At 60.2% G+C, this 26,791-nt stretch carries 21 protein-coding genes; 12 read left to right on the top strand and 9 right to left on the bottom strand.

Features of this window, described 5'->3' with window-relative positions; genetic code table 11:
* The first annotated feature begins 10 nt into the window (after positions 1-10).
* A complete protein-coding gene (locus IEX36_RS13210) occupies positions 11-1,228 on the top strand; it encodes a glycine C-acetyltransferase (RefSeq protein WP_373283048.1) in 1,218 nt (405 codons plus the stop codon).
* Between the two features lie 612 nt (positions 1,229-1,840).
* On the top strand, positions 1,841-2,695 hold the full coding sequence (locus tag IEX36_RS13215) for a hypothetical protein (protein ID WP_188760045.1): 855 nt from the start codon (positions 1,841-1,843) through the stop codon (positions 2,693-2,695).
* A gap of 96 nt (positions 2,696-2,791) precedes the next feature.
* On the opposite strand, the gene IEX36_RS13220 is transcribed toward IEX36_RS13215, so the two are convergent.
* Together IEX36_RS13220 and IEX36_RS13225 are read right to left on the bottom strand one after the other, a co-directional pair.
* Complete coding sequence (locus IEX36_RS13220; protein ID WP_188760046.1) at positions 2,792-3,343, bottom strand: DUF4262 domain-containing protein; 552 nt, start codon at positions 3,341-3,343, stop codon at positions 2,792-2,794.
* Positions 3,344-3,689: 346 nt separating this feature from the next.
* Positions 3,690-7,028 carry an alpha-mannosidase gene (locus tag IEX36_RS13225; protein ID WP_188760047.1) on the bottom strand — a complete coding sequence of 1,113 codons (3,339 nt, stop codon included), beginning with the start codon at positions 7,026-7,028 and terminating at the stop codon, positions 3,690-3,692.
* A 343-nt stretch (positions 7,029-7,371) separates the two neighbouring features.
* On the opposite strand from IEX36_RS13225, the gene fusA reads away from it, so the two are divergent.
* Positions 7,372-9,528: an elongation factor G gene (fusA, locus tag IEX36_RS13230; protein WP_188760048.1), complete on the top strand. Its 2,157-nt coding sequence runs from the start codon at positions 7,372-7,374 to the stop codon at positions 9,526-9,528.
* Positions 9,529-9,694: 166 nt separating this feature from the next.
* Here fusA and IEX36_RS13235 read toward each other — a convergent pair whose 3' ends face one another.
* Positions 9,695-10,078, bottom strand: a complete 384-nt coding sequence (locus IEX36_RS13235) for a DoxX family protein (protein WP_188760049.1) — start codon at positions 10,076-10,078, stop codon at positions 9,695-9,697.
* A gap of 167 nt (positions 10,079-10,245) precedes the next feature.
* On the opposite strand from IEX36_RS13235, the gene IEX36_RS13240 reads away from it, so the two are divergent.
* The 5 genes from IEX36_RS13240 to IEX36_RS13260 are packed head-to-tail and all read left to right on the top strand — an operon-like array spanning position 10,246 to position 14,245.
* A complete protein-coding gene (locus IEX36_RS13240; protein ID WP_188760050.1) occupies positions 10,246-11,112 on the top strand; it encodes a hypothetical protein in 867 nt (288 codons plus the stop codon).
* A 26-nt stretch (positions 11,113-11,138) separates the two neighbouring features.
* Positions 11,139-11,678 carry a 3-hydroxyacyl-ACP dehydratase FabZ gene (gene fabZ, locus IEX36_RS13245; RefSeq protein ID WP_188760051.1) on the top strand — a complete coding sequence of 180 codons (540 nt, stop codon included), beginning with the start codon at positions 11,139-11,141 and terminating at the stop codon, positions 11,676-11,678.
* 14 nt (positions 11,679-11,692) lie between these two features.
* The gene (gene lpxA / locus IEX36_RS13250; RefSeq protein ID WP_188760333.1) at positions 11,693-12,472 is read left to right on the top strand and encodes an acyl-ACP--UDP-N-acetylglucosamine O-acyltransferase; all 780 of its coding nucleotides are present in this window, start codon (positions 11,693-11,695) and stop codon (positions 12,470-12,472) included.
* A 20-nt stretch (positions 12,473-12,492) separates the two neighbouring features.
* Complete coding sequence (locus IEX36_RS13255) at positions 12,493-13,065, top strand: hypothetical protein (RefSeq protein ID WP_188760052.1); 573 nt, start codon at positions 12,493-12,495, stop codon at positions 13,063-13,065.
* A gap of 16 nt (positions 13,066-13,081) precedes the next feature.
* Positions 13,082-14,245, top strand: coding sequence for a Gfo/Idh/MocA family protein (locus IEX36_RS13260; RefSeq protein ID WP_229668993.1), 1,164 nt, complete (start codon positions 13,082-13,084; stop codon positions 14,243-14,245).
* Here IEX36_RS13260 and IEX36_RS13265 read toward each other — a convergent pair.
* Positions 14,234-14,977, bottom strand: a complete 744-nt coding sequence (locus tag IEX36_RS13265; RefSeq protein WP_188760053.1) for a hypothetical protein — start codon at positions 14,975-14,977, stop codon at positions 14,234-14,236. The genes IEX36_RS13260 and IEX36_RS13265 overlap by 12 nt on opposite strands.
* Before the next feature lie 166 nt (positions 14,978-15,143).
* On the opposite strand from IEX36_RS13265, the gene IEX36_RS13270 reads away from it, so the two are divergent.
* Complete coding sequence (locus tag IEX36_RS13270) at positions 15,144-15,995, top strand: LpxI family protein (RefSeq protein ID WP_188760054.1); 852 nt, start codon at positions 15,144-15,146, stop codon at positions 15,993-15,995.
* Positions 15,996-16,119: 124 nt separating this feature from the next.
* A complete protein-coding gene (locus IEX36_RS13275) occupies positions 16,120-16,671 on the top strand; it encodes a peroxiredoxin (protein ID WP_188760055.1) in 552 nt (183 codons plus the stop codon).
* Between the two features lie 82 nt (positions 16,672-16,753).
* Here IEX36_RS13275 and IEX36_RS13280 read toward each other — a convergent pair whose 3' ends face one another.
* The 3 genes from IEX36_RS13280 to IEX36_RS13290 form a co-directional block, all read right to left on the bottom strand.
* On the bottom strand, positions 16,754-17,377 hold the full coding sequence (locus tag IEX36_RS13280; protein WP_188760056.1) for a hypothetical protein: 624 nt from the start codon (positions 17,375-17,377) through the stop codon (positions 16,754-16,756).
* 158 nt (positions 17,378-17,535) lie between these two features.
* Positions 17,536-19,401 (bottom strand): lytic transglycosylase domain-containing protein, encoded by a 1,866-nt coding sequence (locus tag IEX36_RS13285; protein ID WP_229668994.1) that lies wholly within the window; start codon positions 19,399-19,401, stop codon positions 17,536-17,538.
* A 105-nt stretch (positions 19,402-19,506) separates the two neighbouring features.
* Positions 19,507-21,030 (bottom strand): glycoside hydrolase family 30 protein, encoded by a 1,524-nt coding sequence (locus tag IEX36_RS13290; RefSeq protein ID WP_229668995.1) that lies wholly within the window; start codon positions 21,028-21,030, stop codon positions 19,507-19,509.
* A 120-nt stretch (positions 21,031-21,150) separates the two neighbouring features.
* Here IEX36_RS13290 and lepA point away from each other — a divergent pair, with 120 nt between their 5' ends.
* Complete coding sequence (gene lepA, locus IEX36_RS13295) at positions 21,151-22,953, top strand: translation elongation factor 4 (protein WP_188760057.1); 1,803 nt, start codon at positions 21,151-21,153, stop codon at positions 22,951-22,953.
* Between the two features lie 351 nt (positions 22,954-23,304).
* Here lepA and IEX36_RS13300 read toward each other — a convergent pair whose 3' ends face one another.
* Both IEX36_RS13300 and IEX36_RS13305 read right to left on the bottom strand, forming a co-directional pair.
* On the bottom strand, positions 23,305-23,955 hold the full coding sequence (locus IEX36_RS13300; RefSeq protein WP_188760058.1) for an OmpH/Skp family outer membrane protein: 651 nt from the start codon (positions 23,953-23,955) through the stop codon (positions 23,305-23,307).
* Between the two features lie 40 nt (positions 23,956-23,995).
* Positions 23,996-24,655, bottom strand: a complete 660-nt coding sequence (locus IEX36_RS13305; protein WP_188760059.1) for an OmpH/Skp family outer membrane protein — start codon at positions 24,653-24,655, stop codon at positions 23,996-23,998.
* Positions 24,656-25,723: 1,068 nt separating this feature from the next.
* Between IEX36_RS13305 and IEX36_RS13310 the strand changes: the two genes are divergently transcribed.
* Complete coding sequence (locus tag IEX36_RS13310) at positions 25,724-26,776, top strand: response regulator (RefSeq protein WP_188760060.1); 1,053 nt, start codon at positions 25,724-25,726, stop codon at positions 26,774-26,776.
* Positions 26,777-26,791: the final 15 nt, after the last annotated feature.

A 26,791-nucleotide genomic window follows, 5' to 3' on the forward strand; every position in this document is an offset into this window, starting at 1 on the left:
AGGGTTTACGATGGTGCGCATGACCGAAGTCAAACGCACCCAACTCTCTCATCTTACTGCGCAGCTCGACGATTTGCGACAGCGCGGAACTTACTTCAAACTGCGCGTGCTCGAAGATGAACAGGGACCGGTGTGCACCTACGATGGCAGGCGCGTCATCAATCTGGCTTCGAACAACTACCTCGGCTTGTGCGACCATCCGAAGCTGCGCGAAGCGGCGATTTCCGCGACGGAGAACTACGGTGTTGGTTCGGGAGCGGTGCGGACGATTGCGGGAACGATGCGCATCCACATGGAGCTCGAGGAGAAGATCGCGGCGTTCAAGGGCGTCGAGGCTTGTGTGGTCTTCCAGTCGGGCTTCGCGGCGAATGCGGGCACGGTGTCGAGCATTCTGGGCAAGGAAGACTTCATCATCTCCGATGAGCTGAACCATGCGAGCATCATCGACGGCGCGCGGCTCTCCAGGGCGAAGATCAAGGTCTTTCGTCACAAGGATGTCGCTCACGCGGAGGAGTTGCTGAAGGAGGTTGCGAGTGAGCCGGGGAGGAAGTTGCTGATTACCGATGGGGTCTTCTCGATGGATGGGGACATCGGGCCGGTGGACAGGCTGTGCGAGCTGGCGGACCGGTACGGGGCGATCATGATGGTGGATGATGCGCACGCCTCGGGGGTGCTGGGGCGGAACGGGCGGGGGAGCGTGGACCACTTCGGGTGCACCGACCGGGTGGACGTGCAGGTGGGGACGCTGTCGAAGGCGATCGGCGCGCTGGGCGGGTATGTGTGCGGCTCGCGCGACCTGATCGACTACCTGTACCACCGGGCGCGGCCGTTCCTCTTCTCGACGTCGCACCCGCCGAGTGTCGCGGCGACGTGCATCGCGGCGTTCGAGCTGCTGGAGCGGGAGCCGGAGCGGATCGAGCGGCTGTGGGGGAATGCGCGGTACTTCAAGGAGCAGCTCGCGGCGGCGGGGTTCGACGTGGGCGGGAGGACGACCCCGGCGAGCGAGACGCCGATCACCCCGGTCATCGTGGGGGACGGGCGGAGGACGATGGAGTTCAGCCGGGAGTTGTTCGAGGCGGGGGTGATGGCGACGGGGATCGCCTTCCCGACGGTGCCGGAGGGGAAGGCGCGGGTGAGGACGATCATGACGAGCGAGCACACGCGGGAGCAGATCGACCAGGCGCTCGAGACGCTGACGACGGTGGCTCGGAGGATGGGGATTCTGTAGGGCCCCTCCCCCGTGTTTTTGCGCAAAGTCTTCCAGGCATTGGGTTTAGGGGTGGACTTCCCGCGAGCCACTGCGCGTAACGTATTGATTTCATGGATCGGCATGGTTCGCCTCCCTGCAAAGTCTTCATTTGAAATGAGAAAAGCCCCGGAGATTGTCCGGGGCTTCTTTTCTTATGTGCTGGTTCTATTTTACCGGGTAGGCCAAAACTAAACCGCCAAGTTGGGCGGGGAAATTTTGGTGGCGGAAGTGGTTTGGTTGGTTTGAGTTGGTGAGTTTTCGCCTGGTTTACGTGGGGTTTGAGGGCTTGACAGGAATTTGTGGCGCGGGGGACTCGGGTCGTTTCGCCCTGCGGGCTTCACTCCGGCCCTTCGACTTCGCTCAGGGCAGAGCGGAATGCGCTTCGCGCGGCTTGTTTTTGGTATCCTTCGACTTCGCTCAGGACAGGCTCTGAAGCCGTGCCCTTCCACTTTAGTGCGCGTCTGATGGTTCCTGGCTGGTGTGGCGATTTTGAGACAGTTTGGTTCCATTTGGCGTCTGTAGAATCAAATCTGCACGGTACTCCCCCCGATGTACCCAAGGCCCCCTCGACGAAGGATCGTTTTCGCCACTATGCCAATTGAATTGAAACACCAGAACCGCCTTCTTTGCGGTGGTGCTGCTCTTATCGTTGCCTTATCGCTGGTGTCTTCGCTTGGCGCACAGCAAGTGACTGCGAATCAGAATGCGGCGCCGATGCTCGATGCGGCTTTGCCGGATGCTCCCATTGCGCAGACGAGTCAGGCCAGCCAATCGGGTCAGGCAGCCGATCCTTCATCAAGTACAACAGGCACAACGAGCCAGACGGATAATCCAGACGCGGTCAGCCCGAATGGGACGCAGCAGACGAAGCGCATTCTGGGCGTGATGCCGAACTTCCGGTCCGTCTCGGCGGACATTCAATTGCCGAGGCAGACGGCGAAGGACAAGCTGGTCGATGCTGCGCATGACAGCTTTGACTACTCCTCGTTCCTGCTGGCGGCGGTGCAGGCCGGGTTTTCGATGGAAGGGAAGTCGTATCCGGAGTTTCATCAGGGCGTGGTTGGGTATGGCCGGTACTACTGGCATACGCTGCTGGACACGGGTACGGAGAACTTCATGGTGGGCGGTGCGGGGCCGATTCTGTTTCATCAGGACAGCCGGTTTTATACGCTTGGGCATGGCTCGTTCGGGCATCGTGTGTGGTATGGTGCGACGCGTGTGTTTGTGACCAAGACGGATGATGGCGGGAGTGCGTTCAACTACTCGGAGATTGTGGGGTCGGGCGCATCGGCTGGGCTTTCGACGCTGTACTATCCGACGAAGTATCGGACGTGGACGAAGGTGGGGCAGAAGTGGCTGACGAGCGACATTATCGATTCGGCCAACTTCACGTTCAAGGAGTTCTGGCCGGATATTCATAAGGCGGTGTTTCATAACCGGTTTTGAACGGGGCGATGATGTTGTCGGGGCTATAAGGCATACCTAGGGGCTAAAGTCCCCTTGCGGTGACGGCTTGATGGAAGGAAGGCATACCCCAAGGGCTTACTGAACCGATCTTTCAGAGCCACTTACGTTCCATAATTGTGTTTCCGCCTTGCCTCGTGGTGCTCCGGGATAGAGCAGAGCCTGCCGGCTTTTCCAGCGTTCATCAAATCCTTCTTCCCACGGAAAAAGACCTTCGAAGTCAGGGCAGATGCATTGGAGGCTCGGGAAGTTGTCGCTTCCGTAGAACCACAGTGTACGCAGCATGAGCCGGTTGACCCAGACTTTGTCAACAGGCTTGAAGATGCAGCTGAGATCATTACCAATGAGGTCACGCGTGGGGATGTCCTCTTGGGCAGCAATTCCTTTGGCGTAGCGCCTACCCATTTCATTGATGATGAACTTCGCGAGATTGGGCGGGAACCCAGTCACAATAATTTCTGGTTGGCCGTATGTGTCGTAAAGCCCAGTGGAATACGTCCAACCTAATGCTCGATCATCCTCGGCTACGGAGATAATGCCGACGCCGAACTCGCGGATATGACGCAGAGTGTCCTCGAATGATTCAAATTTATGGTGGAGGGCGCTGAGTTCTGCAAGGCGGTTTGTCACACGTCTTGTATTCACAATTTTCTAGTTATACCGTGCGAGGTGGTTGGCGGGGCAAGCGGATAACAATGCGCACTCGCCGTCCGATGGAACAACGTCTTGATCTTCTACAGGCGCACCCGTAAAAGCGCCGGTGGAACGTGTTCATTCCCACCCATGCGCGGTGAGACTGCGCATGGATGGGGCACCCGAGCGGTGGTGACTGGCAAGCGAAATATAGGGATCTCTCCACTCCGCTTCGCTACGGTCGAGATGACGTACTTTTGTGGCTTGAATAGGCAAGCAACAACGCAGCCGCTCAGGTTTGTCTGAGCGGCTGCGTTGTTTAATGCGGAGGTGTTGTGGATGGTTATTTTGTCTCGGCGTGCTCCGTTTCGTGTGGGTAGTCTGCGCGGAGGGCGAGGATTTCGTAGGGCTTGATGGGGACTGTGACCTTGTTGTCTGTGATGGTGAGGGCTGAGCCTTCTGGTTTTTCCATCAGGTTGGTTTCGGTGGCTGCGGTTGCGCCGGGAGGGAGGGTGAAGGTGACGTTTGCGCTCTTGCCTGCCCACTCGAAGACGTGGAAGATGAGGCCGTTGGAGTCTTCGGCCTTCTTCACGGCGGTGAGGACGACGTTCTCAGGCTCGACCGAGAGGAAGGAGTGCTCGGCTGGGCCTGCGCCGGTGTGCGATTCGACCTGCACGGCGCGGAGGCGGTAGTTGTAGCTGTAGCCCTTGCGCTCGGTGAGGGCCTGTTGCCAGGTGCCGGTGTGCGGGTAGAGCTCGTAGCTGAAGTGCTGGTGGCCGCGGTCGGCGTTGGGGTCGGGCCAGATGGGCGAGCGCAGGAGCGTGAGGCGGAGCTGGTTGTCTACGCCGTCGTAGCCGTACTTCGACTCGTTGATGAGCGAGAAGCCGTGCTGCGTGTTGCCGAGGTCGGCCCAGCGCTGCGCGGGCACTTCGAAGCGGGCCTTCTCCCACGAGTTGTTGCGCGTGGTGGGACGCTGGATGGAGCCGTAGGGGATCTCGTAGGTGGCGAAGCCGGACGTTGCGGAGAGCGGGAAGGAGGCTTTCAGCAGGACGTGGGTCTCGTGCCAGTCGACGTTGTTGACGACGTTGACGGTGTCGGCGCCGGCGTAGAGCTGGATGTCCTGCACGAACTTCGAGCTCTGCCAGGTGCGGGTGACGCGGATGGTGGCCCGGACGGGCGTGTTCTCGACGAGCTTGACGGAGTCGACTTCGGTGATGGGCGTCATGTGGTCGAGCGTGCCGGGATCGATGTTCCAGGCGTCGTAGTCCTTGGGTAGATCGTGGAAGGTCTGGAGCTGGTTGCCGCAGCCTCCCTGCGCGATGGTTTCGAAGTTGGATTTTTTGTCGTAGAGGCTGGTGATGCAGCCGGTGTTGGGATCGACGACGACCTTGAGGGCGGCGTTTTCAAGCGTTGTGCCCGAGGCTTTGAGGTCGCTGGTGAAGGGACGCTTGCCGGGGACGACGTGGAGGACCTCGTAGCCCATGGAGGGAACGTCTTTGGCTTCGATGAGGAGCTTGAAGGTGTTCGTCTTCGGGTTGCTGGAGAGGATGGCGGAGGGCAGGACGCGGTCGTGCGCGTCGAGCACGGAGACGCCGTTGGGGGAGGCGGATGGCATCTGCACGCTGACGGTGAGGTTGCCGTCGCGGTGCCAGGCGAGCGGGTTGAAGACGAGGACCGGGACGCCGGTGGCTACGTGGGTGTCGACGCGCGCGGCGAGGGTGTTGAGGGCCTTGGTGGAGATTTCGTTGTCGGCCCAGTAGACCTGGTCGAAGTCCTTCTGCGCGTCCTTGTAGATGACGCCGATGCCGGAGCCGGCGGCGAGGTCGTGGAACTGGTTGAAGGTGATCTTCTTCCAGGACTCGGTGAACTCGTCGGTGGGGTAGCGGTCGCCGTCAAGCCAGGCGAGTGAGGCGAGCTTTTCGGCGTTGAGGGTGCGCTCTTCGCTGTAGCGCATGTTGTATTTTTGCCGGGCCTGGGTGGTGAAGACGCCGCGGTGGTATTCGAGGTACATCTCGTCGTCCCAGGTGGGGATGGAGACTTTGCCCTCGACGGGAGTGGGGAACTGGTAGCCGTCGGCGATGGATTTGTAGTCCCAGGTCTTCGAGTCGGGGGCGATGTCCTGCTCGACTTTGGAGAAGTAGGGCTGCGCGGTGCCGAAGTGCATGTTGGGGATGATGGTGTCGGGCTGCGACCAGTGGTCGCCTTCGTCGAGGACGGTGCGGGTGGCGCCGCCGCCGTGGTCGCCGATGCCGTAGAGGTCCATCATGTCGGTGAGGCCGGGTGCGCGCTTGCGTGCGACGACGATGTCTTCGGCGAGGCGGACGGGGTTGAGGTTGTTGTTGCCGTAGCCCTGCGGGAAGTAGGTGAGGACTTTGGAGCCGTCGGGCGACTGCCACCAGAAGAGCTTGAAGGGGAGCGGGTTGGTGTCGTTCCAGGTCATCTTCTGGGTGACGAAGTAGTCGATGCCGGAGCGCTTGTAGATCTGCGGGAGCTGCCAGTTGTAGCCGAAGGAGTCGGGGTTCCAGCCGATGCGGACGTCGACGCCGTAGTGCTGGAGGTACCAGCGTTTGCCGAGGAGGATGGAGCGCGCGGTGGACTCGCCGCCGGGCATGTTGAGGTCAGGCTCGACCCACATGCCGCCGACGACCTCCCAGCGGCCTTCTTTGATGCGCTGCTTGATCTCGTCGTTCATCGGGGGGTATTTGTCGGCGAGCCACTCGTTGTACTGCGCGGCGGACTGGGTGTAGGTGTATTGCGGGTACTCGTTCATGAGTTGCAGCGCGGTGCCGAAGGTGCGCTTGACGACGTCGACGGTCTCGGTCCAGGGCCAGAGCCAGGCGGCGTCGATGTGGGAGTTGCCGGTGACGTTGTAGGTGAGCTCGCGGAACATGGGCTTGAGCGGCTCAAGCTCGGTGGCGGCCTGCTTGAGCGAGGCGTCGAACTTGGCCTGGTCGCCGGAGTCGAGCGCGGAGAGATCGACGGTGGTGATGGCGTGCTCGAGCGTGGCCATGTCGGCGGTGGGGTTTTTGGAGAGCGTGGGGATGAGGAGGGTCGAGGAGAGGAACTCGGTGCGAAGGTCTTCAGGGCTGGGACGGTTGGACGCGAAGTCGATCTTGAGGGTAACGCCGCGGAAGGACTTCTTGTCGACGGTGTTGAGCAGCTTGACGGCGACGAGGACCTTTTCGCCGGGCTGGGCCTTGTCGAAGAGGATGATGGGCTCGAGGTCGTCGCCGAGCGCGACGCGGCGGCCGTTGAAGTAGATGATCTGCGGCATGGGGCCGTTGGCGCTGGCGTGGAAGGCGAACCAGATGCGCGCGCCGGTGAGGTCGTAGCCGTTGAGGGTCTTGGGGACTTCGATGGTGCGGCGATACCAGACGGACTCGTTGGGGGCTTCGCTGCGGGCTTTGACGACCTGCCAGGAGCTGTCGTCGAGCGCGGGGTCTTCGCCGTGCGGGAGGTCGCCGGCGTGGTAGCGCCAGTCAGGCGCGGAGAGCTCGTCGAAGGTGGAGAGGCGCTCAATTACCTGCTGGGCCGCGGGCGAGAGCGAGCTGGTGATGTTGGCGGCTTGTCCGCGCCTCTGTGCGTTGGCTGCGGGCGCGAGGGCTATGAGGAGCGATGTTGCGGCCAAAGTGAGGACCGAGGCGAGTTGGCGGGCGCGGGCGAGATGGGGATGGTTGGTCACAGGTGCTCCTTGTGTTTTTGAGAGGCAGAGAAAGCCCGTTGAAGCGAACAGAGGAAGTCTAAACCAAAATTATGATTGCGCTCTCAGAAAGTGTTGAGGAGGCGGCAAAATCTTCCGGTACGCCCGACTTTGGGCCGCGCAATTTCCTTGCCTGTGTGATAGCATCCGTTTCCCCTGGGAAGCGCCCTCCGGCTGCGCTCCGAACGTGGTGAGTCTTTGAACGCTGCCGGGCGGGGGATGGCGGAAGTCTGAAGCGGCGCTGCTGTCGGTTGAGCGCGTCTATATACACAGGCGCAATAGAAAGGCGCACGCTAACGGACTTGAGCTGAGGAGGGACTGCGGTATGAGGGTCTATCAAGGGAGAGAGATTCGCAATGTGGCCGTGGTGGGCCATGCGCATAGTGGCAAGTCGACACTGATTGCAGCGCTGCTGCATGCGGCGAAGATGACGCCGGCGCAGGGGCGGGTGGAAGACGGGTCGGCGGTGACGGCGTATGACGAGGAAGAGGTGGCGCGGCGGACGACGATGTCTAACGCAGTCGCGTTTGCGGAGTGGGGCGGGGTGAAGATCAACCTGCTGGATACGCCGGGGTTCCATATGTTTGTGCAGGAGTCGCGCGCGGCGATGCTTCCGGTGGAGACGGCGCTGATTGTGCTGAACGCGCAGGTGGGCGCGGAGACGGTGACGGACCGGGTGTGGCACTATGCGGCGGAGGTGAACCTGCCGCGTGTGCTGGTGATGAATCAGGTGGACCATCCCAAGGCCGATAGCCGCGTGGGACGGATGGAGATGATCGAGCACCTGCAGGGGAAGTGGGGCAGGCAGGTGGTGCCGGTGCAGTTGCCGATTGTGGACAAGGACGGCTTTCACGGGGTGGTGGACCTGGTGACGATGCAGGCCTTTCTGTACAAGCCCGGTGGCGATGGACGCGGCGAGGTGGGCAAGATTCCGCATGTGATGGAAGAGGACGCGAAGAAGGCGCATGAGGCGCTGGTGGAACTGGTCGCCGAGGGGAAAGATGAGCTGATGGAGGAGTTCTTCCGCGAGGGCACGATTCCGGAGGAGCATCTAATCGCGGCGCTGCATGAGGCGATTCGCGAGGACCGCATCTTCCCGGTGCTGTATGTGAGCGGGCTGCGGAATGTGGGCACGGACCATCTGCTGGATTTTCTGAAGGTCTATGCGCCTTCGCCGGTGGAGCGCGAGCCGGTGGCTGCGCGGGGATTGCAGCGCCCGGTCGGGACCAATGGCCATGCGAATGGCGAGGCGGTTACGGCGCAGGAAGAGATTGTGATGCGCGGCATGGACGATAAGGAGCCGCTGGCGCTCTACGTCTTCAAGACGATGTCGGACCCGTTTGCCGGACGGATCTCATTTTTCAAGGTGCTGAGCGGCACGTTGAAGAATGACAGGACGGTGGAGAACTACACGCGGCAGGAGCAGGAGCGGCTGGTGCATCTTTCGATCATGCAGGGACGCAAGGCGGTCGAAGTGCCGGAGCTGCATGCGGGCGATCTGGGCGCGGTGGCGAAGCTGCACGTGACGCTGACGGGCGATTCGCTGGGCGACCGTGGACAGGATATCTTCCTAGAGCCGGTGGCGATGCCGGAGCCTGCGATGACCTATGCGATTGAGCCGAAGTCGCGCGCCGACGAGGACAAGCTGGCCCCGGCGGTGCACAAACTGATGGAAGAGGACCTGATGCTCCGGTTCTTCCGCGACCCGCAGACGAATGAGTTTCTGGTGGCGGGCGCGGGGCAGCAGCATATCGAGACGGTGGTCTCGAAGCTGAAGAAGCGGTATCACACGGAGGTGACGCTGAAGGCGCCGAAGGTACCTTATCGGGAGACGATTCTAGGCCACGCAGACGCGCAGGGCAGGCACAAGAAGCAGACGGGCGGGCATGGGCAGTTTGGCGACTGCAAGATTCGCATGGATGCGTTGCCGCGCGGCAGCGGCTTTGTGTTTGAGAACGATATCTTTGGCGGCTCGATTCCGCGGCAGTACATTCCGGCGGTTGAGAAGGGGATACAGGAGTCGGCGGCGCGCGGATTTCTGGCCGGGTATCCGGTGGTGGACTTCAAGGTGTCGTTGTATGACGGGAGCTACCACGATGTGGATTCGAGCGAGATGTCGTTCAAGATGGCCGGGCGACTGGCGTTTCGTAAGTGTATGGAACAGGCCCGGCCCGCGCTGCTGGAGCCGGTGATGAAGGTCGAGATCGAGACGCCGGATGAGTTTGCGGGCGCGCTGCTGGGCGATTTGAACTCGCGCCGTGGACGGGTGCAGGGCATGGAGCCGGGAAGCGCGGGTACGGTCGTGCGGGCCGAGGTGCCGATGGCGGAGATGCTGAGCTACGGCACGACGCTGACTTCGATTACGCAGGGCCGGGGCAGCTTCAGGATGGAGATGGGCCACTACGATATCGTGCCCGCGATGATCGCGCAGAAGATTCTGGCGACGGCGAAGCGGCCGGTGCATGATGAGGCGGAGGAATAGCGCTCTGTTCCGGGTGAAGTTTCGGTAGAGAAGCAGGTTTCTCCGCTACGCGATGGACGATGAGGCCGTCCATCGCTTCGGTCGAAATGACAGAGTTGTAGTGGTGAGGAACCCATTCATGCCGCGATGGGCTGCGGCATGAATGGGGCACCCGGTTCGTGACTGGTTAGCGGAGCCAGCCTGCGGTGAACAGCGCTTTGAAGTGTTCGCGGTAGGCGTAGATCAGGAAGATCTCGAGGATCGTGACGACGACTCCGGGACCGATTCCTGACATGTTGAAGGTGATGTGGAAGAGCAGGATGTTGACGATGACCGGGCCCAGCAGCACGAGGCCGATCGGGACGAATCGTCCAATCAGCAGCAGGATTCCGCCGACAACGTAGAAGAGGCCGTAGAACGTGAACCAGCCGTGTTTGAACATCACGGCCATCAATGTTCCTGCGTCGCCGGGAGGGAGTTGCATGGGGAGGAAGTGGAAGTAGATGTTGAGGCCGAAGAAGACGAAGATAAAGCCCAACAGGATACGCGCGATCAGGACAGCGATCTTCATAGAACTGACTCTCCTTGAAGAGTGAAATGTTCAGCGATGTGCCCAGGTGAAGGTGCTTTATAAGAAAAAGACCCACAGTTGCACGAGGATAAGATGATTCAGTAGCGTCAAATATGCAGAGAATTTCTTGCCCGGCCTGCCTGAGGCTGGAGCGAGATGGAGCTTGAATGAAGAGCGTGGCTGTTCGGATTGCGATTGTGCTGTCTGCCTTGTCGATGACCTTTGCATCTGTGCAGACGCTCAGGGCGCAGGCCGATGCGATTCCGAGCGCTTCGCCGGCGCAGCCTGTGGGGCAGAGCGATGAACAGCGCGGCAAGCAGCTTATCGACGAGATGGTGAAGGCGCTGGGCGGGCAGGCGTGGCTGGATCGTCAGGACGAGACGGAGGATGGCCGCGTGGCCTCGTTTTTTCAAGGACAGCCGAATGGACTGGGTACGCTGTTTCATGCCGACCGGCAATTTCCGGGGCCGGGCCGCCCTGAGGCGCTACGCATCGGCTTTCTCTCGTGGCGGGGCATGATTATGCCCGGCAAGAAGACCGATGTGGTGCAGATTTGGCGCGACAAGACCGGCTACGAGATTACCTACAAGGGCAAGACGACGCTGCCGAAGGAACAGGTGGCTAATTTCTATCTGCGGCGCGATCACTCGATTGAGGTTGTGGTGAGGGACTGGATCAAGGCGCCGGGCGTGATGATTGTGGCCGAGGGCACGACGATGGTGGAACGGCGCATGGCGGACAAGGTGACGGTGTTGAGCGCGAATAACGATGCCGTCACGCTGGAGCTGGATGCGACGACGCATCTGCCGCTGCGGAGCACCTTCCGCTCGCGCAATGCTCAGTTCAACGATTGGGACGAGGATGTGGAGGAGTATGACGACTACCACACGGTCCAGGACCTGCCGACAGCGTATACGCTGACCCGTTATCACAATGGCGAGATGGTGGGGCAGACGTTTCTGACCAGCGTTAAATACAACACAGGGTTGTCGCAGGACCTGTTCAATCCGGACCTGCTGCTCAAGAAAAAGTAGCCGCGCGGTTTATACTCAGGGCTGCCATGAGTGAGACGACTGCAACATCCACTGCCGCGACTGAATCCGCAGCGCATGCCCAATCCGCTGAACAGAAGACGATGGACATCGTTGAGATTATGTCCATTCTGCCGCATCGCTATCCGTTTCTGCTGATCGACCGCGTGATTGAGGTGGAACGGAAGCAGCGCATCGTCGCGATTAAGAACGTGTCGTTCAACGAGCCGCAGTTTCAGGGGCACTTTCCCGATTATCCCATCATGCCCGGGGTGTTGATGGTGGAGGCGATTGCGCAGGCGGGCGGCGCGCTGCTGCTGACCGAGATTCCTGACCGCGATAACAAGTTGATGGTCTTCACAGGCATCGACAGCGCGAAGTTTCGCCGGCCGGTGGTGCCGGGTGACCAGGTGCGCATTGAGGTGAAGGTGTTGAACTGGCGCTCGACCGCGGTGCGGATGCAGGGCACGGCGACGGTGGAGGGCAAGGTGGTTTGCGAAGCCACGGTGATGTGCGCGCTGGTGCCACGGGCGGCGAAGAAGCAAGAGAGCGGGGCTGCTTCGGCGTGAGCGAGCGGGCGAGGATTCATCCTACGGCGATTGTTGAGCCGGGCGCGCAGGTTCCGGCGAGCTGCACGGTTGGGCCCTACTGCACGATTGGGCCGAATGTTGTGCTGGGTGAGGAGTGCGAGCTGGTCTCGCACGTGGTGCTCGACGGGCACCTGACGATGGGGCGCAACAACCGCGTGTTTTCGTTTGCGTGCCTCGGCGTTGCTCCGCAGGATTTGAAATATAAGGGCGAGCCGACTGCGCTTATGATTGGCGACCGTAATGACATCCGCGAGTATGTGACGATCTCGCGCGGGACGACGGGCGGGGGCGGTACGACGCGCGTTGGCTCGGGCTGCCTGATTATGGCTTACACGCACATTGGGCATGACTCGGTGATTGGCGATGGCGTGATTCTGGCGAATGCAGCTACGCTTGCCGGGCATGTCACGGTGGAGGATTACGCCACTGTTGGCGCGCTGAATCCGGTGCACCAGTTCTGCACGATTGGCAAGTATGCCTATGTGGGCGGAGGCACGACGATCACGCAGGATGTGCTGCCGTACTCGCTGACTTCGATAGAGCGCAACAACCATGCGTATGGCATCAACAAGGTGGGGTTGGAGCGCAAGGGATTTACGCCGGAGGAGATCAAGCAGCTTCGTGCTGCGTATCGTCTGCTGCAGGCTTCGAAGCTGAATGTTTCGGAGGCGCTGGCGGCTATCCAGGAGAAGGTTGCGTCTGGCGAGTTCGGCGAGCGCGTGGCGTATCTGGCGGACTTCATTGCGAAGAGCGAGCGGGGCATTATCAAGTAGGCAATCTATAATTGCGTGCCATGAGGAAATACCTTGCTGCGTCTCTACTCGGGCTGAGTCTTTCGCTTGCCGCGCAGACAAACACTGCAGCTTCTCAAAGCCAGTCGAACGAGAAGCTGATCCAGATGGCTCAAGAGGACCAACTCGCTCGAACCAGCGCCTTGACGCAGGCTGAACGCGCGAAGGCTTTTCAGGCCGATGCGACCCGCCTCGCTGCAGTGAAAGAAATGATTGCGCAGAATCAGCTTGCAACTGGTCTGGATTACTTCAATGCGGCTCTCATCATGCAGCATGGACAGACCAGCGATGACTATCTTTTGGCCCATACACTGGCGGTCATTGGAATTAGCAAGGGAAACAGGAATTGCATCTGGCTAAGTGCGGCTACGCTGGATCGATACCTCTTCTCCATGAAGCAGCCACAGATCTACGGAACTCAATCTCATCGTCTTGATCCTGCAAAGCCATTCACGATGGAGCCTTATGCAGACCAACTGGTTACGGATGGTCTTCGAAAAGAGCTTGATGTGCCGGCTGAAGCTGTGCAAAAGCAGCGGCTTGATAAGCTCAATCAATCTTTACTAGCGAAATAGACCGGGAGCAATTTCAATGCGTTTTTCTGTTCGGATGATTGGCAAGAAGCTGTCTGGGATGGTCGTGCTTTGTGCGCTCGTAAGCTCATCATCTGCTTATGGCCAGGCGTCAGCGCCCATTCGCGTCGCCATTGTTGGGCTGGTGCATGGGCATGTGCAGGGATTTCTGCATAGTCTGCCGCAGCATCCTGAGGTGCAGCTTGTCGGTGTGACTGATCCGGATGCTGCGCTGCGCAGGCACTATCAGGAGCAGGCGCACCTGCCTGCGGGTATCTTCTATCCGACCGAGGCGGCGATGCTGAAGGCGACGCATCCGCAGGCGATTCTGGTGTACACGTCGATTGCGCATCATCGCGCGGCGATTGAAGAGGCTGCGCCGCTGCACATCGCTGTGATGGTGGAGAAGCCGCTGGCGACGACGGTGGACGATGCGCTCGCCATCGAGCGGCTCTCGCGCAAGTACAACGTTCCTGTCCTGACCAACTATGAGACGACTTGGTATGCGTCGAACATCGCGGCTTACGGGATGCTTGAAAAGGGCGAGATTGGTGACGTGCGCAAGTTGGTGGTTCACGACGGGCATCGTGGTCCGAAGGAGATTGGCGTTGGGCCGGAGTTTCTTTCGTGGCTGACGGACCCGGTGCAGAACGGCGCGGGCGCGCTGTTTGACTTCGGTTGCTATGGGGTCGATCTGGCTACGTGGTACATGCACGGCGAGCTTCCGCTGACGGTGACGGCGGTGACGCTGCACATCAAGCCGCAGATCTATCCGAAGGTTGACGACGACAGCACGATCGTCCTGACGTATCCGCATGCGCAGGTCATCATTCAGGGCTCGTGGAACTGGCCGTTCGACCGCAAGGATATGGAGGTCTACGGGGCCACGGGTTATGTGGACACCATCTACGGCGACAACACGCACTTGCGCATCCGCCTGCCGCACGAGCGCGCCGAGCATGTTGATCCGATTCCTGCGCTGACTGCGCCGGAGGACAACTCGCTCGACTATCTGAGCGCGGTTCTGAACGGGAAGCTGAAGCCAGAGCATGACCTGACTTCGCTGGATACGAATGTGACGGTGGTGCGGATTCTCGATGCGGCGCGTCGCAGCGCGCAGACGGGGCGGACGATTCGGCTGGCTGATGAAGTTGCAGGCAGCCATCGCAGTTCAGGAATGTAAGCGGAGAATTGCGTCTGTGATTCTGACCCATCGTGTCGGCGCGGCGAAGTACAGGTGCAGCGCTATCGCATGGGTGATGATCAGCGTGGGAAGCACATAGAGATAAGCTGCGTGGATTCGTCTGTTGACAAACAGATCTCGCAGGACGCCGAGGAAGATGAGCGCTTCGACGCAGTGATATGTCCAGTGCAAAGGGACTGCCGGGAATCGTGCAAAGGCGGCGGACATCAACGTACAACTCGCCATCAGGACGAGCCGCCGGTGCCACTCGGGCTTTTTGCGCCATAGGACGGCGAGCGCAAACAGGATGGCGAAGCTTCCCATGTCCTGAAGCTGAATGGCGAGGAATGGTGACTGCCCGGTCTCGTGGAAGTGGAGGATGTTGAACCGGTCCATCGTGAATGCAGTCGCCAGGCCGATGACGACCATCGCCGTCGCCAGCGCCGCGCCAAACCAGCCCAGCGTGCGGTGGACATTCACTTTGTGGACGCGGACCAATGCGGACTGCACGATGAAAAAAATGATCCAGCCGGAGAATGCGGTGGCGTGCAGGTAGAGAATCCACGGGCGCACCGGCACGGCGTGGATGAGAAAATGATTGACTGTGTGGCTGAAGCCGTAGACAACGATGGCTGCAATGAGCAGCGACATAAAGAGGTAGAAATATCGGGCGACCATGCCACGGAGCTTTGCTATGCGCGGAATTTCAATGGTGCGTGTCGTGCTGCCCATGATGTGCGGGTCATCATAGCATTGGGATGGTGGAGTGACACTGCGCAATATCCTGCATTGTTGCAAGCTCGGAAGCGGATCGGAAGAAGCGGAGTCTTGTGCCTTGCCACGGCTGCTTCTGCTGCGGAGTTTTGTCCTGGCCTGAATTGCGGCTAAAGTAGAGCGAATGCCGAAATTGGGTTTGATTGCGGGCAATGGGCGGTTTCCGTTTCTTCTGCTAGAGGCGGCGCGGGCGCATGGCTTGACTGTGGTGGTTGCGGCCATCAAGGAAGAGACTGATCCGGAGATTGATGCGCGGGCTGCGGCTGATGCGGAGATTCATGTTCACTGGATGTCGCTGGGTGAGCTTTCGCGGCTGATTGAGATGTTCAGGCAGGAGGGCGTCACGCGGGCCACAATGGCCGGGCAGGTGAAGCATAAGCAGATCTTTTCGAGCATTCGTCCGGACTGGCGGCTGGCGAAGCTGCTGCTGAACCTGCGCACGCGGAATACGGACATGCTGTTGGGAGCGGTGGCGAAGGTGCTGGCGGATGAGGGGATTGAGCTGATTAGTTCGACCGAGTATCTGGAGCCGCTGCTTGCCAAGGCTGGTGTGCTGACGCGGCGCGCGCCCGACGAGGAGGAGCAGAAGGACATTGCTTATGGGCGGACGGTGGCGCGGGCGATTGCGGGGTACGATCTTGGCCAGACCGTGGTGATTGCCGCGCAGGCTTGCGTGGCGGTCGAGGCGATGGAGGGTACGGACGCGACGATCGAGCGTGCTGGGGCGCTCTTTCGCACGCTGGATACTGAAGCTGGCGAGACGACGCTGCGGCGGTCGCTGACCGTGGTGAAGGTCGCCAAGCCGAATCAGGACATGCGCTTCGATGTGCCGGTCGTTGGCGTGCGGACGATTGAGGCGATGCAGCGGGCTAGGGCTACGTGTCTTGCTGTGGAGGCGGGCAGGACGCTGCTGTTCGACCCGGAGGCTATTGTGCGGGCGGCGGATGCGGCAGGCATTGCTATTTCTGCTGAATAACCAGCAGGTTGTCATTGTTTTGTCACGGCGGCGTAAAATTGCTTCGCACGCCCTCTGGCGCGAGTCTTATCCGCATATTTATACGTCACCACTAAATAGATTCAGCATATAAAGGGGATTGATGATGCACAAACGAATTCTGACCGCCCTCGTGGCCGGCGCCGTTGTTGCAGGATGTGGAATCGGCGCGAAGGCCTATGCAGCACCCCCGACCGAACTTGCCGTCGGCACAACCGCACCGAACTTTACGCTGCCCTCGCAGGAGAACAAGGACATCAGCCTGTCCGAGTTCAAGGGCAAGTGGGTGGTGCTCTACTTCTACCCTAAGGACCAGACGCAGGGCTGCACGATTGAGGCGCACAACTTCCAGCGCGACCTCACCAAATATCATGCGCTGAATGCTGTGGTGCTGGGCGTGAGCCTGGATACGGTGGCCAGCCACAAAGCCTGGTGCGCGAAGGACACGTTCAACTTCAAGATGCTTGCCGATCCCGACCACAAGGTGGTCGATATGTACGGCGTGCCCTTGAAGACGTTCGGCACGATGCACTTTGCCAATCGCGAGACGTTTTTGATTTCTCCTGAAGGGAAGATCGTGAAGGTGTGGCCGAAGGTTGACCCCAATGTTCATAGCACTGAGGTGCTTGCGGAGTTGACGGCCGACGAGAAGAAGTAAACGGTCGAGTTGCAAGCAGACGCAAAAAGGCCCGGGTCTCTTTCGAGAGTCCGGGCCTATTTGCTTGCCTTAAGGGTTAAGACTACTTCTTCTTTGCAGCCTTCTTGGCGGCCTTCTTCGCGGGGGCCTTCTTCGCCGCCTTCTTAGCAGGAGCCTTCTTCACTGCCTTCTTCGTTGCCTTTTTTGCTGCTTTCTTCGTTGCCAATTTAGTACCTCTCGTTGTTGATTTTTTACTGCGCGCCGTGCCCTTCTTGACGGACACCTTTTTCAAGGCGGCCTTGCCACCGCGACGGGCTACGGCCTTCTTCGCGGTAGAACCTGATTTCTTTTTCGCTGCTTTCTTCGGAGCAGCCTTCTTTGCCGCTTTCTTTGCGGCCTTTTTCGCTGGAGCTTTCTTCACTGCCTTCTTGGCGGCTTTCTTCGCCGCTTTCTTGGCAGGAGTCTTCTTCTTTGCCGGAGCAGCTTTCTTCGCTGGCGCGGCGGCGACTGGGGCCGGTGGCGGCGGCGTGTAGACGGCCGTCTCGCGAACGACTTCAATCTCTACCGGGCGGATTTCATCGGCGTAGTCGTCTTCCTCTGAGGTCATCGTGACCTCTTCTTCTTCGTCATCATCGAAGCCGCGTGCGAGATCGTTGTCTTCGTGTCCATCGCCGAAGAGATCATCGTCAGGCGCTGCATAAATCTTGATCGTGTCGTCAAACATCATCGCTGTTTTCCCTCGCTCCGCTTATGTCTCTTTCGCTCGACTTCGTCTGCTCAAAATACGATGCTGTGAAAATGGCCCTTTACTGCCCGGCACGAGATTCTAGCAACAGGATGCATCTACGCGCCAGCGAAGGCAAGCATTCTTTTTAGCCTGGTAGCTTATCGAACAGCTTTGTGTTTCTTTTTGGACGAGCTCGATTTGGTAGTCGTGTGCGATTTCGACTTTGTGTGATGTGTGCTGGTGTGCTCCGGATCCGCGTGGATCGCGGTCTTTCGCGTGCGTGAGGAAGCGCGCGTGTGCGAGGAGCGCCGGCGTGTGCGGCTGTGCGGGGCCAGCCGGATGGGTTCGGCGACGGTTAAATATTTTCCTGACGGAAGCGTGTTGGAGCGGAGATGATTCCACCTTCGCAGCGATTCGACGGTGACGCCGAAGCGGTCGGCGACGGTGACGAGCGTGTCTCCGCGGCGTGTCTTGTAGTGTTGCGGACGCACGCTGGCAGATACGCTGGCGACGGGGATGACGAGCTCGTCGCCTGTATCGACGCTGTCGCCGGCGGCGATGTCATTCTCTTCGGCGATCTCGCTGGCGCGGGTGTGGAACTGGGTTGCGATGCCGTCGAGCGTCTCGCCGTCGCGCACGACGTGGAAGCGCCAGGTGTTGCGCTTGTCGTCGGGAATGTCTTTGATGCGCGAGTGGAAGGTGTCTGTGGTGCCGACGGGGATGTGCAGGTCGAACGGCATGTCGTTTGGTGTCGTCATGCGCAGCAGGCTGGGATTGAGGGCGACGATCTCGTCGAGCGGCGCGCCGGTGACGTCGGCGACGAGGCGCAGGTCGATCGCGCTGTCGACCGTGACGGTGTCGGAGACGACGGGCGGGTCGGGCACGAGCTTGTCGAGTCCATACTGCGTTGGGTTCTTTGCCATGATGATGGCGGCGATGATGCCGGGCACGTAGTTCTTGGTCTCGCCGGGAAGCACGTTGCGTTTGTAGAGCTCCCAGAAGTCGGCGTAGCCGGTCTTCATGACGGCGCGCTGTACGTAGCCTGGGCCCCAGTCATAGGCGGCCATGGCGAGATACCAGTCGCCGAACTGATCGTAGAGCGACTTCATGTAGCGGGCGTATGCCTTCGAGCTTTTCTCGGGATCGAAGCGTTCATCGTACCAGCCGTTACGCGCGAGGCCGTAGGCTCCGGTGGGCATGAACTGCCACATGCCGCCCGCGCCTGAGCGAGCATTGAGCGCCTGCGGCTGAAAGCCGGATTCGGCGACGGCCAGGTACATGAGGTCCTGCGGCACGCCCGCGTCGCGGAGGTCCTTCGAGATCATGTCCTTATACTTGCCTGCGCGTTCGAGCGAGGCAATCAGGTGCGCGTGGCCTTTGGGATTATTTGAGAAGTAGCTGATGAAGCCGGCGACGTAGTCGTTGATGACGAGCGGGAAGTCGGAGTGCGTGGTCTTGAGTTCGTTTTCGAGTTTTGCGGTCAGCGCGGCGTTGGCCGGGAAGGTGACTTCGTTGGCGGTGTCGAGCGGCGCGGCCTCGATCTGCTGTGAGAAGCCGTTGCCCTGCTTGAGCGAGGCCATCTCGAGCGAGTTGACGCGGTCGAGCAGGCGCTCGAATTCGTCGGAGAGCTGCGGGTCGCTCTTGAGGTCCATGCCGCTGGTGAGCATGAGGTCGACGGCGGCGTCGAAGTTCAGGCGCGCGGCGTCGAGCTGTCCAGCCTGATAGCTGGTGACGCCCTGGCGGTAGGTCTGCTCGGCCTGCTGGATGAGGTGCTGCACCTTTGCGGCGTGGGCCGCGTCCTGCGCAGTCTGTGGTGCTGAAGGCACTGCGGCTGTCGATGCCTGCGCGGGCTTTGCTCCGGACGGCTGGCCGATGGCGGGGGCCATCGCATTCGCCGGCGTCTTGCCCGGGGCTGCGGCTTCATTCTGCTTGCAGCCAGAGAAGAGCAGAGGAACGCAAAGAAGCAGGAACGCCCATCGGCGCAGGTCTGCTCGCAGGTCAACTGTGGAAGGGGCCAGAAACATTGTTACTGCTCATTGTATGACGCTCGGCACGCCGGAATAGCTCTTTCTTGCGCGACGGAGAACATGAGAGAGCACCGCGCCTGCGGACGATCCGGTTCGCTTGCGCTAGGCTTCGCGGACGAGCAGCGTGTTGAACGAGTCAGGCTCCATCGAGCCAGCGATGGTTCGTTCACCGATGGCCACGTTTACGGGACGCTCGTACGCGCTCTCGTTGCGCAGGATGACGGCGAGGCTCTTGTCTGGATTGAGGAACGCGAGCGCGTTGTCTTCGGTGCCGGTGACTTCAAGACGCTGAGCGCCCTTCTGGACGAAGTGGCTGACGTGCTTCATGACGTAGTACTCGTGGTTGAAAGCATAGGTCTTTGCCTGCGGCGTGACCGTGATGAGCGAGTTTTGCGGCCAGCCCCAGTGGCTTTCGCCGCCGGGCACAAGCGCGATGTTCCAATACATGTAGCCGCTGGCTCCGGAGCGCAGGTAGTGCTTCATCAGGTCCCAGCAGTAGCCCGCGTAGGCCCAGGTATTTTTGCCGTCGCCGCACTCCTGTTCCGACTGGTAGAGGGTGAGCGCAGGGTGGTCGCGGTGGATCTGTGCGATGGCTCCTTTGCCCGCCCACTGCACGCCGACGCCTTTGATGTATCGGCCCGCGTCCTGATCGGCCAGCACGACGTTGAGCAGGGATTCGTTGGCGCGCTCGAGCGTGCCGAAGAAGACTTCGACGTCGCGCTTTGCCATCTCAGGCCCAAGATGCCGCACGAAGCGTGCCAGACCCTCGGGCGTCCACGTGCAACTGGGGAAGGGCTGTGCTGAGTTGAACTCATTTTGTGGCATCACCATCCCTACGCGGATGCCTTGCTCGCGGTAGGCGTCGATGAAGCGGCCGAAGTAAAGTGCGTAGGCCTGGAAGTATTTTTCATCCTGAATGAAGAGATCGGTGCCTTCTTTGCCTACGCGGTCGGGTGTGAGTCCGTTTGGCGGCTGGCCGGGAATAAACTGCATGGCCGCGGCGTAGTGTTTGTTGCGCTTCATCCACGAGGGCGGACTCCAGGGCGATGCCCACAGCTCGAGGTCCGGGCTGTACTGCTGCGCCTGCTTGATGAACGGCACCAGCGTCTCGAGATCGTTGGCGATGCTGAAGTGATCGAGCGCAAAGTCGCCGTCGTGCTCGTCATAGGAGTACCAGCCGCGCGAGAAGTCGTTCGCGCCTAAGGGCATGCGGCAGAGGTTGAAGCTCGCGCCGAAGCCAGGCTCGAAGAGCTCCTTGAAGATGGCGTCGCGGTTGCTGCTGTCGAGCGCGTTGAGCGCGGTCCAGCCGAGCTCATTGAAGCATGCGCCAAAGCCCGCGAGGACGGGGCCTGTGGCCTCGGTGGCGACTCGGGCGTCGAGCGTGTCCCACTGCCACCCCGGGCCGCGCAGCGGCTTCTGCTGCCAGCGCGAGGCTGCCGTCGTGGAGATCCATGTCACGCCACCGATGGAGTTTTGTGCAGCGATCTGCCCGGTCATTCCTGGCGCGACGGACGCCGCTGCGCCTGCTCCGGCGAGCATTGCCGCCTGCCCTAGAAAATTGCGCCGCGTCAGTGGATGGAGCGTCTTGTTCTTTGCTGTCGAACTTTCGTGCCGGTTTGGACTCACCTTGACCTGTGCCCTCGCTGTCGCTGAATCTCGGCTGAACGTGCTATTTCACGCCGCTGTTGCACGCCTGCCGGCAACGCACAGATGTTAACATGGAGATTGAGGCCTTCCAGCTACACAATGGATCCAAACCACATTCGCAACTTCGCGATCATCGCGCATATTGACCACGGCAAAAGCACGCTCTCGGACCGTCTGCTGGAGTTGACCGGCTCGCTGACTTCGCGCGAGATGCAGGCCCAGGTGCTCGATGCCATGGACCTGGAGCGCGAGCGCGGCATCACGATCAAGGCCCACACCGTCCGCATGATGTACAAGGCCGAGGACGGCCAGACGTATCAGCTGAACCTGATCGACACGCCGGGCCACGTGGACTTCAGCTATGAGGTCTCGCGCTCGCTGGCTTCGTGCGAAGGCGCGCTGCTGGTGGTCGATGCGTCGCAGGGCGTCGAGGCGCAGACGCTGGCGAATGCGTATCTCGCCATCTCGCATGGGCTGGAGATTATTCCCATCATCAACAAGATTGACCTGCCCTCGGCGGACATCGAGCGCACGAAGGAGATGATCGAGAAGTCGGTCGGGCTGCCGGCGAGCGATGCGATTCCGGTTTCGGCGAAGACGGGGCAGAACGTTGAGCAGATTCTTGAGGCTGTAGTGCATCTGCTGCCGCCGCCCAAGGGCGATCCCGAAGCTCCGCTGCAGGCGCTGATCTTCGATAGCTGGTTCGATCCGTATCGCGGCGTGATTGTGCTGGCGCGTGTCGTCAGCGGCACGCTGCGCAAGGGCATGAAGATCAAGGTCATGTCGAACGGCAAGGTCTTCGACATTGAGAGCATGGGTGTGATGACGCCCAAGCCGGTCGAGCTGACTGAGCTTTCGGCGGGCGAGGTGGGATTCTTTGTCGCGACGATCAAGAATGTTGCCGACACGAAGGTGGGCGACACCATTACCGACGCCGAGCGGCCTTGTGCTGAGCCGCTGCCGGGCTTTGAAGACATCAAGAGCATGGTCTTCGCCGGGCTCTACACGGTCGATTCGCATGAGCATGCGCTGCTGCGCGATGCGCTTGAAAAGCTGCGGCTGAATGACAGCTCGTTTACGTTCGAGCCGGAGTCTTCGGTTGCGTTGGGCTTCGGTTTTCGCTGCGGCTTTCTTGGCCTGCTGCATCTGGAGATTATTCAGGAGCGGCTGGAGCGTGAGTACAACCTCGACCTGATCACGACCGCGCCCGGCGTGCGCTACAAGATCACGCTCACCGACGGTAAGGTGGTCGAGGTGGACAATCCTTCGCGCTGGCCTGACCCGTCGGAGATCGAGCAGATCGAAGAGCCGGTGATTACGGCGAAGATTCTGACGAACGAAGAGTATGTCGGCGGCATCTTGAAGCTGGTGGAAGACAAGCGCGGGCGGCAGCAGAACTTCGAGTACGTCTCGGAGACGCGCGTGATGCTGACCTACGAGCTTCCGCTCAATGAGATTGTGCTCGACTTCTACGATCGGCTGAAGTCGGTCTCACGCGGCTACGCTTCGCTGGACTATCACCTGGCTGGGACGTGGGTGTCGCCGATGGTGAAGATGGATATTCTGGTTTCGGGCGAGCCGGTCGATGCGCTGTCGATCATTGTGCACCGCGATTTTGCGTACGAGCGCGGCAAGGCGCTGGTGTCGAAGATGCGTGAGCTGATTCCGCGGCAGATGTTCGAGGTGGCGATTCAGGCGGCGATTGGGTCGAAGATCGTTGCGCGCGAGACCGTCACGGCCATGCGCAAGAACGTCATTGCCAAGTGCTACGGCGGCGACATCAGCCGCAAACGCAAGCTGCTCGAAAAACAGAAAGAAGGCAAGAAGCGCATGAAGCGCATCGGCAAGGTCGATATCCCGCAGGAGGCCTTCCTGGCCGTCCTGAAGGTCGGGGAAGAGTAGCTATCACACCAGCCACGGCGGCGAATCTATGCCTGTTGCGAATTGGAGACACCGGGTTGTAACCAGGATGTAACAAAAACCTGTGGAAACCGCTTATGCAAGAGATACTTGCCCGCCGGGGTGACGAAAATGCTGTTCCAGCCTGGTGCCTGTCAGTAACTAGCTTATTTGCAGATGGTTGCAGCATGGTTTTTTGGACTGCAACTTGCTGTGTTACCTGAAATCTGCACAGTTTCAAGTGAAGCGGGGAAAATGATCCACAGAATTTTCCACAGATGGCTGTGCTTTCCCGTGAAAATGACAGACAAAAAGGGAGACCTCATTGAGGTCTCCCTGATACTGCACTGCGTACTATTTTTTGGTGGTCGGAGCGGCCGTGTGCGCGGGCGCAGGAGCGACTGCGGCGGGCAGCGGCGCGGAGGCGTTGTAGGCCTCAACCACAGCCTTGGTCACGTCGATGTTGGGGCCAATCCACATAATGTTGCTGGCCTGGCTGGAGACGTCCATCAGCATGGTGAAGCCGTTGTCGGAGGCGTACTTCTTTGCCACGACAGCGACCTTCTGGGCGACCTGGCCGTAGGCCTCCTGGAGATCGGTGTTGTAGGAAGACTGAGCCTCTTCGGCTTCGCGGGTCAGGCTCTTCTCCTTAGCGTCGATCGCCTTGACCTTAACCTGACGCTGAGCGTCGGTCATGGTCGCGGGCGCGCTCTGAAGCTCTTTCTTGAGCGAGTCAACTTCCTTCGAGAGCGAGTCGATCTCGGCCTTCTTCGGCTCGTACTTCTTCTGGACGGCCTGAACGGCCTGCTGTCCTTCGTTGGTAGCGAAGACGGCCTGCTCGAATGCGATCAAGGCGATCTTTGCAGGAACAGCCTGCGGGGCTGCTTCTGCGGCTGCGGGCCGCGGCGCGGAGGGAACGGCGGGCGCTGCGGTCTGAGCCACACCAGCGGCGGCCGTCATGAGGCCGGCGCTGAGGGCGGAGATGAGTACGAGATTGCGGTTCATGCGAGGTGTTGCTCCTTCGAGATGTCTTCCAGGTTGAGTCTTACTTCGTGGTGGTGTGGTGGGCCGCGGCGGCTGGGGTGTGCGCGGTCGGAGCCGATGGCGGCAGCGCGGCAACTCCGGATTGAGCGTTATAGGCATCAACCACGGCCTGCGAGATATCCGTGCCGTTGACGGTCCACATCACGTCGAGCCCGCCCTGTGCACCGGTGTTGTTCAACAAAATGGTGTAGCCGTTCGCCTGAACATACTTGAGAACGACCGGACCGACCTTCTTGGCGATCTTGCCGAGCGCGTCCTGCACGTCAGCGTTGTAGGCGGCGGAGGCATCGTCTGAGTCGCGCTGCAGCTGCTTCTCTTTGGTGTCGATATCGCGTGCGCGGGCAGCGCGGTCGTCATCGGTCATGGTGGCGGGAGCGCTCTGCAGCTGCTTCTTGAGCGTGTCGATCTCCTGTGCGAGCGACTGGAGAGCGTCCTTCTTCGGCTCGTACTTCTTCTGCAGGCCCTGGAGTGCTTGCTGTCCTTCGTTGGTTGCTGCGGCCACCTGTTCGTATTCAATGATGGCGATCTTGGAGGGGCCAGCGTAAGGAGCTGCGGCGGGTGCGGCTGCGGAGGCTTGTGGTCCGGCGGTCTGGGCCACGGCGACTGTGGCCATCATCAGTCCCGCACCTATGGCGGAGACAAAAGCTAGCTTGCGATTCATGTGCGGTGTGGTGCTCCTTCGGCGATCAATCGAGAATAATCCGGCCTCAGGCGCACATGTTGTATGGCCTTACAAGCCTGTTCCCAGGACCTTTTGCGATGCACCATGACAAGGCGACATCTACAACTTCGTCCCTCCTGTCGCTGAACGAAACGGACAGGTGAAAAAAAGCGGGTCTGCCGGAACACATCAGATTATAGGGCTGCGGTGTGGGGCGGTCAAACAAGAATCTTGCGAGGCGATCTCCAGAATTTGGAACTTTGACCTATCCGATTTTCTGTTTTTGGACGGATCAGGGGGATGGATGGTCTGTAAGTGATGCAGAGGCGGCCCTCGGAGTTTGGAGATTAAATTGCTCTAATGTATTGCATCTCAAGTCAGAGAGTGCAGCAAGCTTCCTCGGCACGTGCGATGTCATACCCAAAAGAAGGTATGACCCCGGCTTCGAGGTTGCTTCCCAGACGGGAAGCTTTTTCGGGAGGCCAGTGATGGCCATTAATGCGAAGACCGCTTCACTGGAAGCGGTCTTCGACTATTCAGGATTTGTCAGGATTCGCCCGGTGGTTCTCGTTGCCCGCACCCGAGGTTTGCTCCTTCCCGTAGAGCAGGTTTCGGGGCCAGGCTTGATCACTCCAAACAGCTCTTGCCAAGCTTCTGGTTTGCGCGTAGGCTAGGTCTTGCCTAGTGGAGCGGCCGTGGGTGCCGATCCTTGTGTGGCAGCAACGGGCGAGATTGGTCTATATAGACTTGCAGCCGACACAAGATTCAGGCGAATCCGGATGGTTCGGAGCTCTGTCGTATACAGGTGAGGGTGAAGGAAACGCCAGTAAGGCGTTTCGGGCTGCGTAGCTGGCAGTTACCGGCTTTGGATAGCTGGTGTCGAGTCCAGTTGGCCGCCGCTAATAGAAGCAGAAGATGTCTGTTTGAGTAAAAATTGAGACCGTTTCCTCCGACGCTGAAATACCGGATTGGTTCGCGCCCCACCCCGATTGTGGTGAGCGGATGGCCTTTTAGCGTGGAAGAACCCGCGCATTGCGCTTAATGAACGCAGCAACAGGAAGTGGAAGCATGACTTCAGAGCAGAACGTACCCGAAGTGCCATCGCACCAGGGGCCGGCAATATCCCAATCCAACGACCAGCAGGACGGTAACGTCCAGTTTTCCGGCCAGCCCGCGCAGCATGGCATGGGACAGTCCAAGAGCAGCCGGCGCCGCCGCCGCAAGCGCAAGAACAAGACGGCTTCGGATGGCCAGGGACAGCAGGGCGGAGCGCCACAGGCAGGCGACCAGCCCGTGGGACAGATTCAAGCTGCGGCGCAGCCGCAGGGACAGCAGCATAACCAGGACCAGCACGGTCAAAACGCCGGCGGCAAGCGGTGGAAGAAGAAGTTCCGCGACCGTGACCGACCGCGCGGTGGCGGCGACAACCAGGGCAACGGCTTCCGCAGCCATGACACGCACCAGCCCGGCAACGTCGTCTCGGGTTACAAGCGCAAAGGCGGCAAGCAGCAACAGCAGCGTGGATCGCGCGGCTTTGTCGGCCCCATGGACCACAGCTATCGCGCTGTGAATGGCAACTTCGCCGATGCGCCGCCTTCGACCATCGACGGCATGAATGGAAATTACCAGGGCCGCTCGGGCGGACGCGGCGGCTATCAGGGCGACTCGCAGCCCATCGACTACTCGCAGGGCCGCGCGATTCCGATTCCTGAAGGCGCTCCTACGAAGATTTACTTCTTTATCGAAGACCTGTTCATCACCGCGAAGATTCAGGAGACGGCGCGTAAGCTCGGCGTCAAGGTGGCCTTCGTCAAGAACGATAAGGATGTCGTTGCCGGTCTGATCGGCGCCGAGGAAGATGACCGCGCGGGCCTGATTGTCTTCGATCTGAACAACGCCAATGCCAAGCCGCTGACGCTGATTCCCAAGCTGAAGGCAAAGCTGAAGCGGAGCACCTCGATTATCGGCTTCCTCTCGCACCTGCAGGGCGACCTGAAGGCAAAGGCGGTGGAGGCTGGTTGCGATACGGTGATGCCGCGTGCGGCGTTCTCGCAGAACCTTCCCAATCTGCTTCGCCGCTATGGGTTCGAGGAAGAGGAAGAGACGAACTTCAACCAGTAATTGTTCGATGGAACA

The organism is Edaphobacter acidisoli, assembly GCF_014642855.1.
Taxonomy (GTDB): Bacteria; Acidobacteriota; Terriglobia; order Terriglobales; family Acidobacteriaceae; genus Edaphobacter; species Edaphobacter acidisoli.

Excerpts from the sequence above, each read along its gene's own strand:
- lepA (WP_188760057.1), top strand. The coding sequence starts at position 21,151 with ATGGATCCAAACCACATTCGCAACTTCGCGATCATCGCGCATATTGAC.
- IEX36_RS13210 (WP_373283048.1), top strand. The coding sequence starts at position 11 with ATGGTGCGCATGACCGAAGTCAAACGCACCCAACTCTCTCATCTTACT.
- fabZ (WP_188760051.1), top strand. The coding sequence starts at position 11,139 with ATGAGTGAGACGACTGCAACATCCACTGCCGCGACTGAATCCGCAGCG.
- IEX36_RS13270 (WP_188760054.1), top strand. The coding sequence starts at position 15,144 with ATGCCGAAATTGGGTTTGATTGCGGGCAATGGGCGGTTTCCGTTTCTT.
- IEX36_RS13280 (WP_188760056.1), bottom strand. The coding sequence starts at position 17,377 with ATGATGTTTGACGACACGATCAAGATTTATGCAGCGCCTGACGATGAT.
- IEX36_RS13275 (WP_188760055.1), top strand. The coding sequence starts at position 16,120 with ATGCACAAACGAATTCTGACCGCCCTCGTGGCCGGCGCCGTTGTTGCA.
- IEX36_RS13265 (WP_188760053.1), bottom strand. The coding sequence starts at position 14,977 with ATGGGCAGCACGACACGCACCATTGAAATTCCGCGCATAGCAAAGCTC.
- IEX36_RS13285 (WP_229668994.1), bottom strand. The coding sequence starts at position 19,401 with ATGTTTCTGGCCCCTTCCACAGTTGACCTGCGAGCAGACCTGCGCCGA.
- IEX36_RS13300 (WP_188760058.1), bottom strand. The coding sequence starts at position 23,955 with ATGAACCGCAATCTCGTACTCATCTCCGCCCTCAGCGCCGGCCTCATG.
- IEX36_RS13260 (WP_229668993.1), top strand. The coding sequence starts at position 13,082 with ATGCGTTTTTCTGTTCGGATGATTGGCAAGAAGCTGTCTGGGATGGTC.
- IEX36_RS13235 (WP_188760049.1), bottom strand. The coding sequence starts at position 10,078 with ATGAAGATCGCTGTCCTGATCGCGCGTATCCTGTTGGGCTTTATCTTC.
- IEX36_RS13310 (WP_188760060.1), top strand. The coding sequence starts at position 25,724 with ATGACTTCAGAGCAGAACGTACCCGAAGTGCCATCGCACCAGGGGCCG.
- IEX36_RS13255 (WP_188760052.1), top strand. The coding sequence starts at position 12,493 with ATGAGGAAATACCTTGCTGCGTCTCTACTCGGGCTGAGTCTTTCGCTT.
- IEX36_RS13305 (WP_188760059.1), bottom strand. The coding sequence starts at position 24,655 with ATGAATCGCAAGCTAGCTTTTGTCTCCGCCATAGGTGCGGGACTGATG.
- fusA (WP_188760048.1), top strand. The coding sequence starts at position 7,372 with ATGAGGGTCTATCAAGGGAGAGAGATTCGCAATGTGGCCGTGGTGGGC.
- IEX36_RS13240 (WP_188760050.1), top strand. The coding sequence starts at position 10,246 with ATGAAGAGCGTGGCTGTTCGGATTGCGATTGTGCTGTCTGCCTTGTCG.
- IEX36_RS13215 (WP_188760045.1), top strand. The coding sequence starts at position 1,841 with ATGCCAATTGAATTGAAACACCAGAACCGCCTTCTTTGCGGTGGTGCT.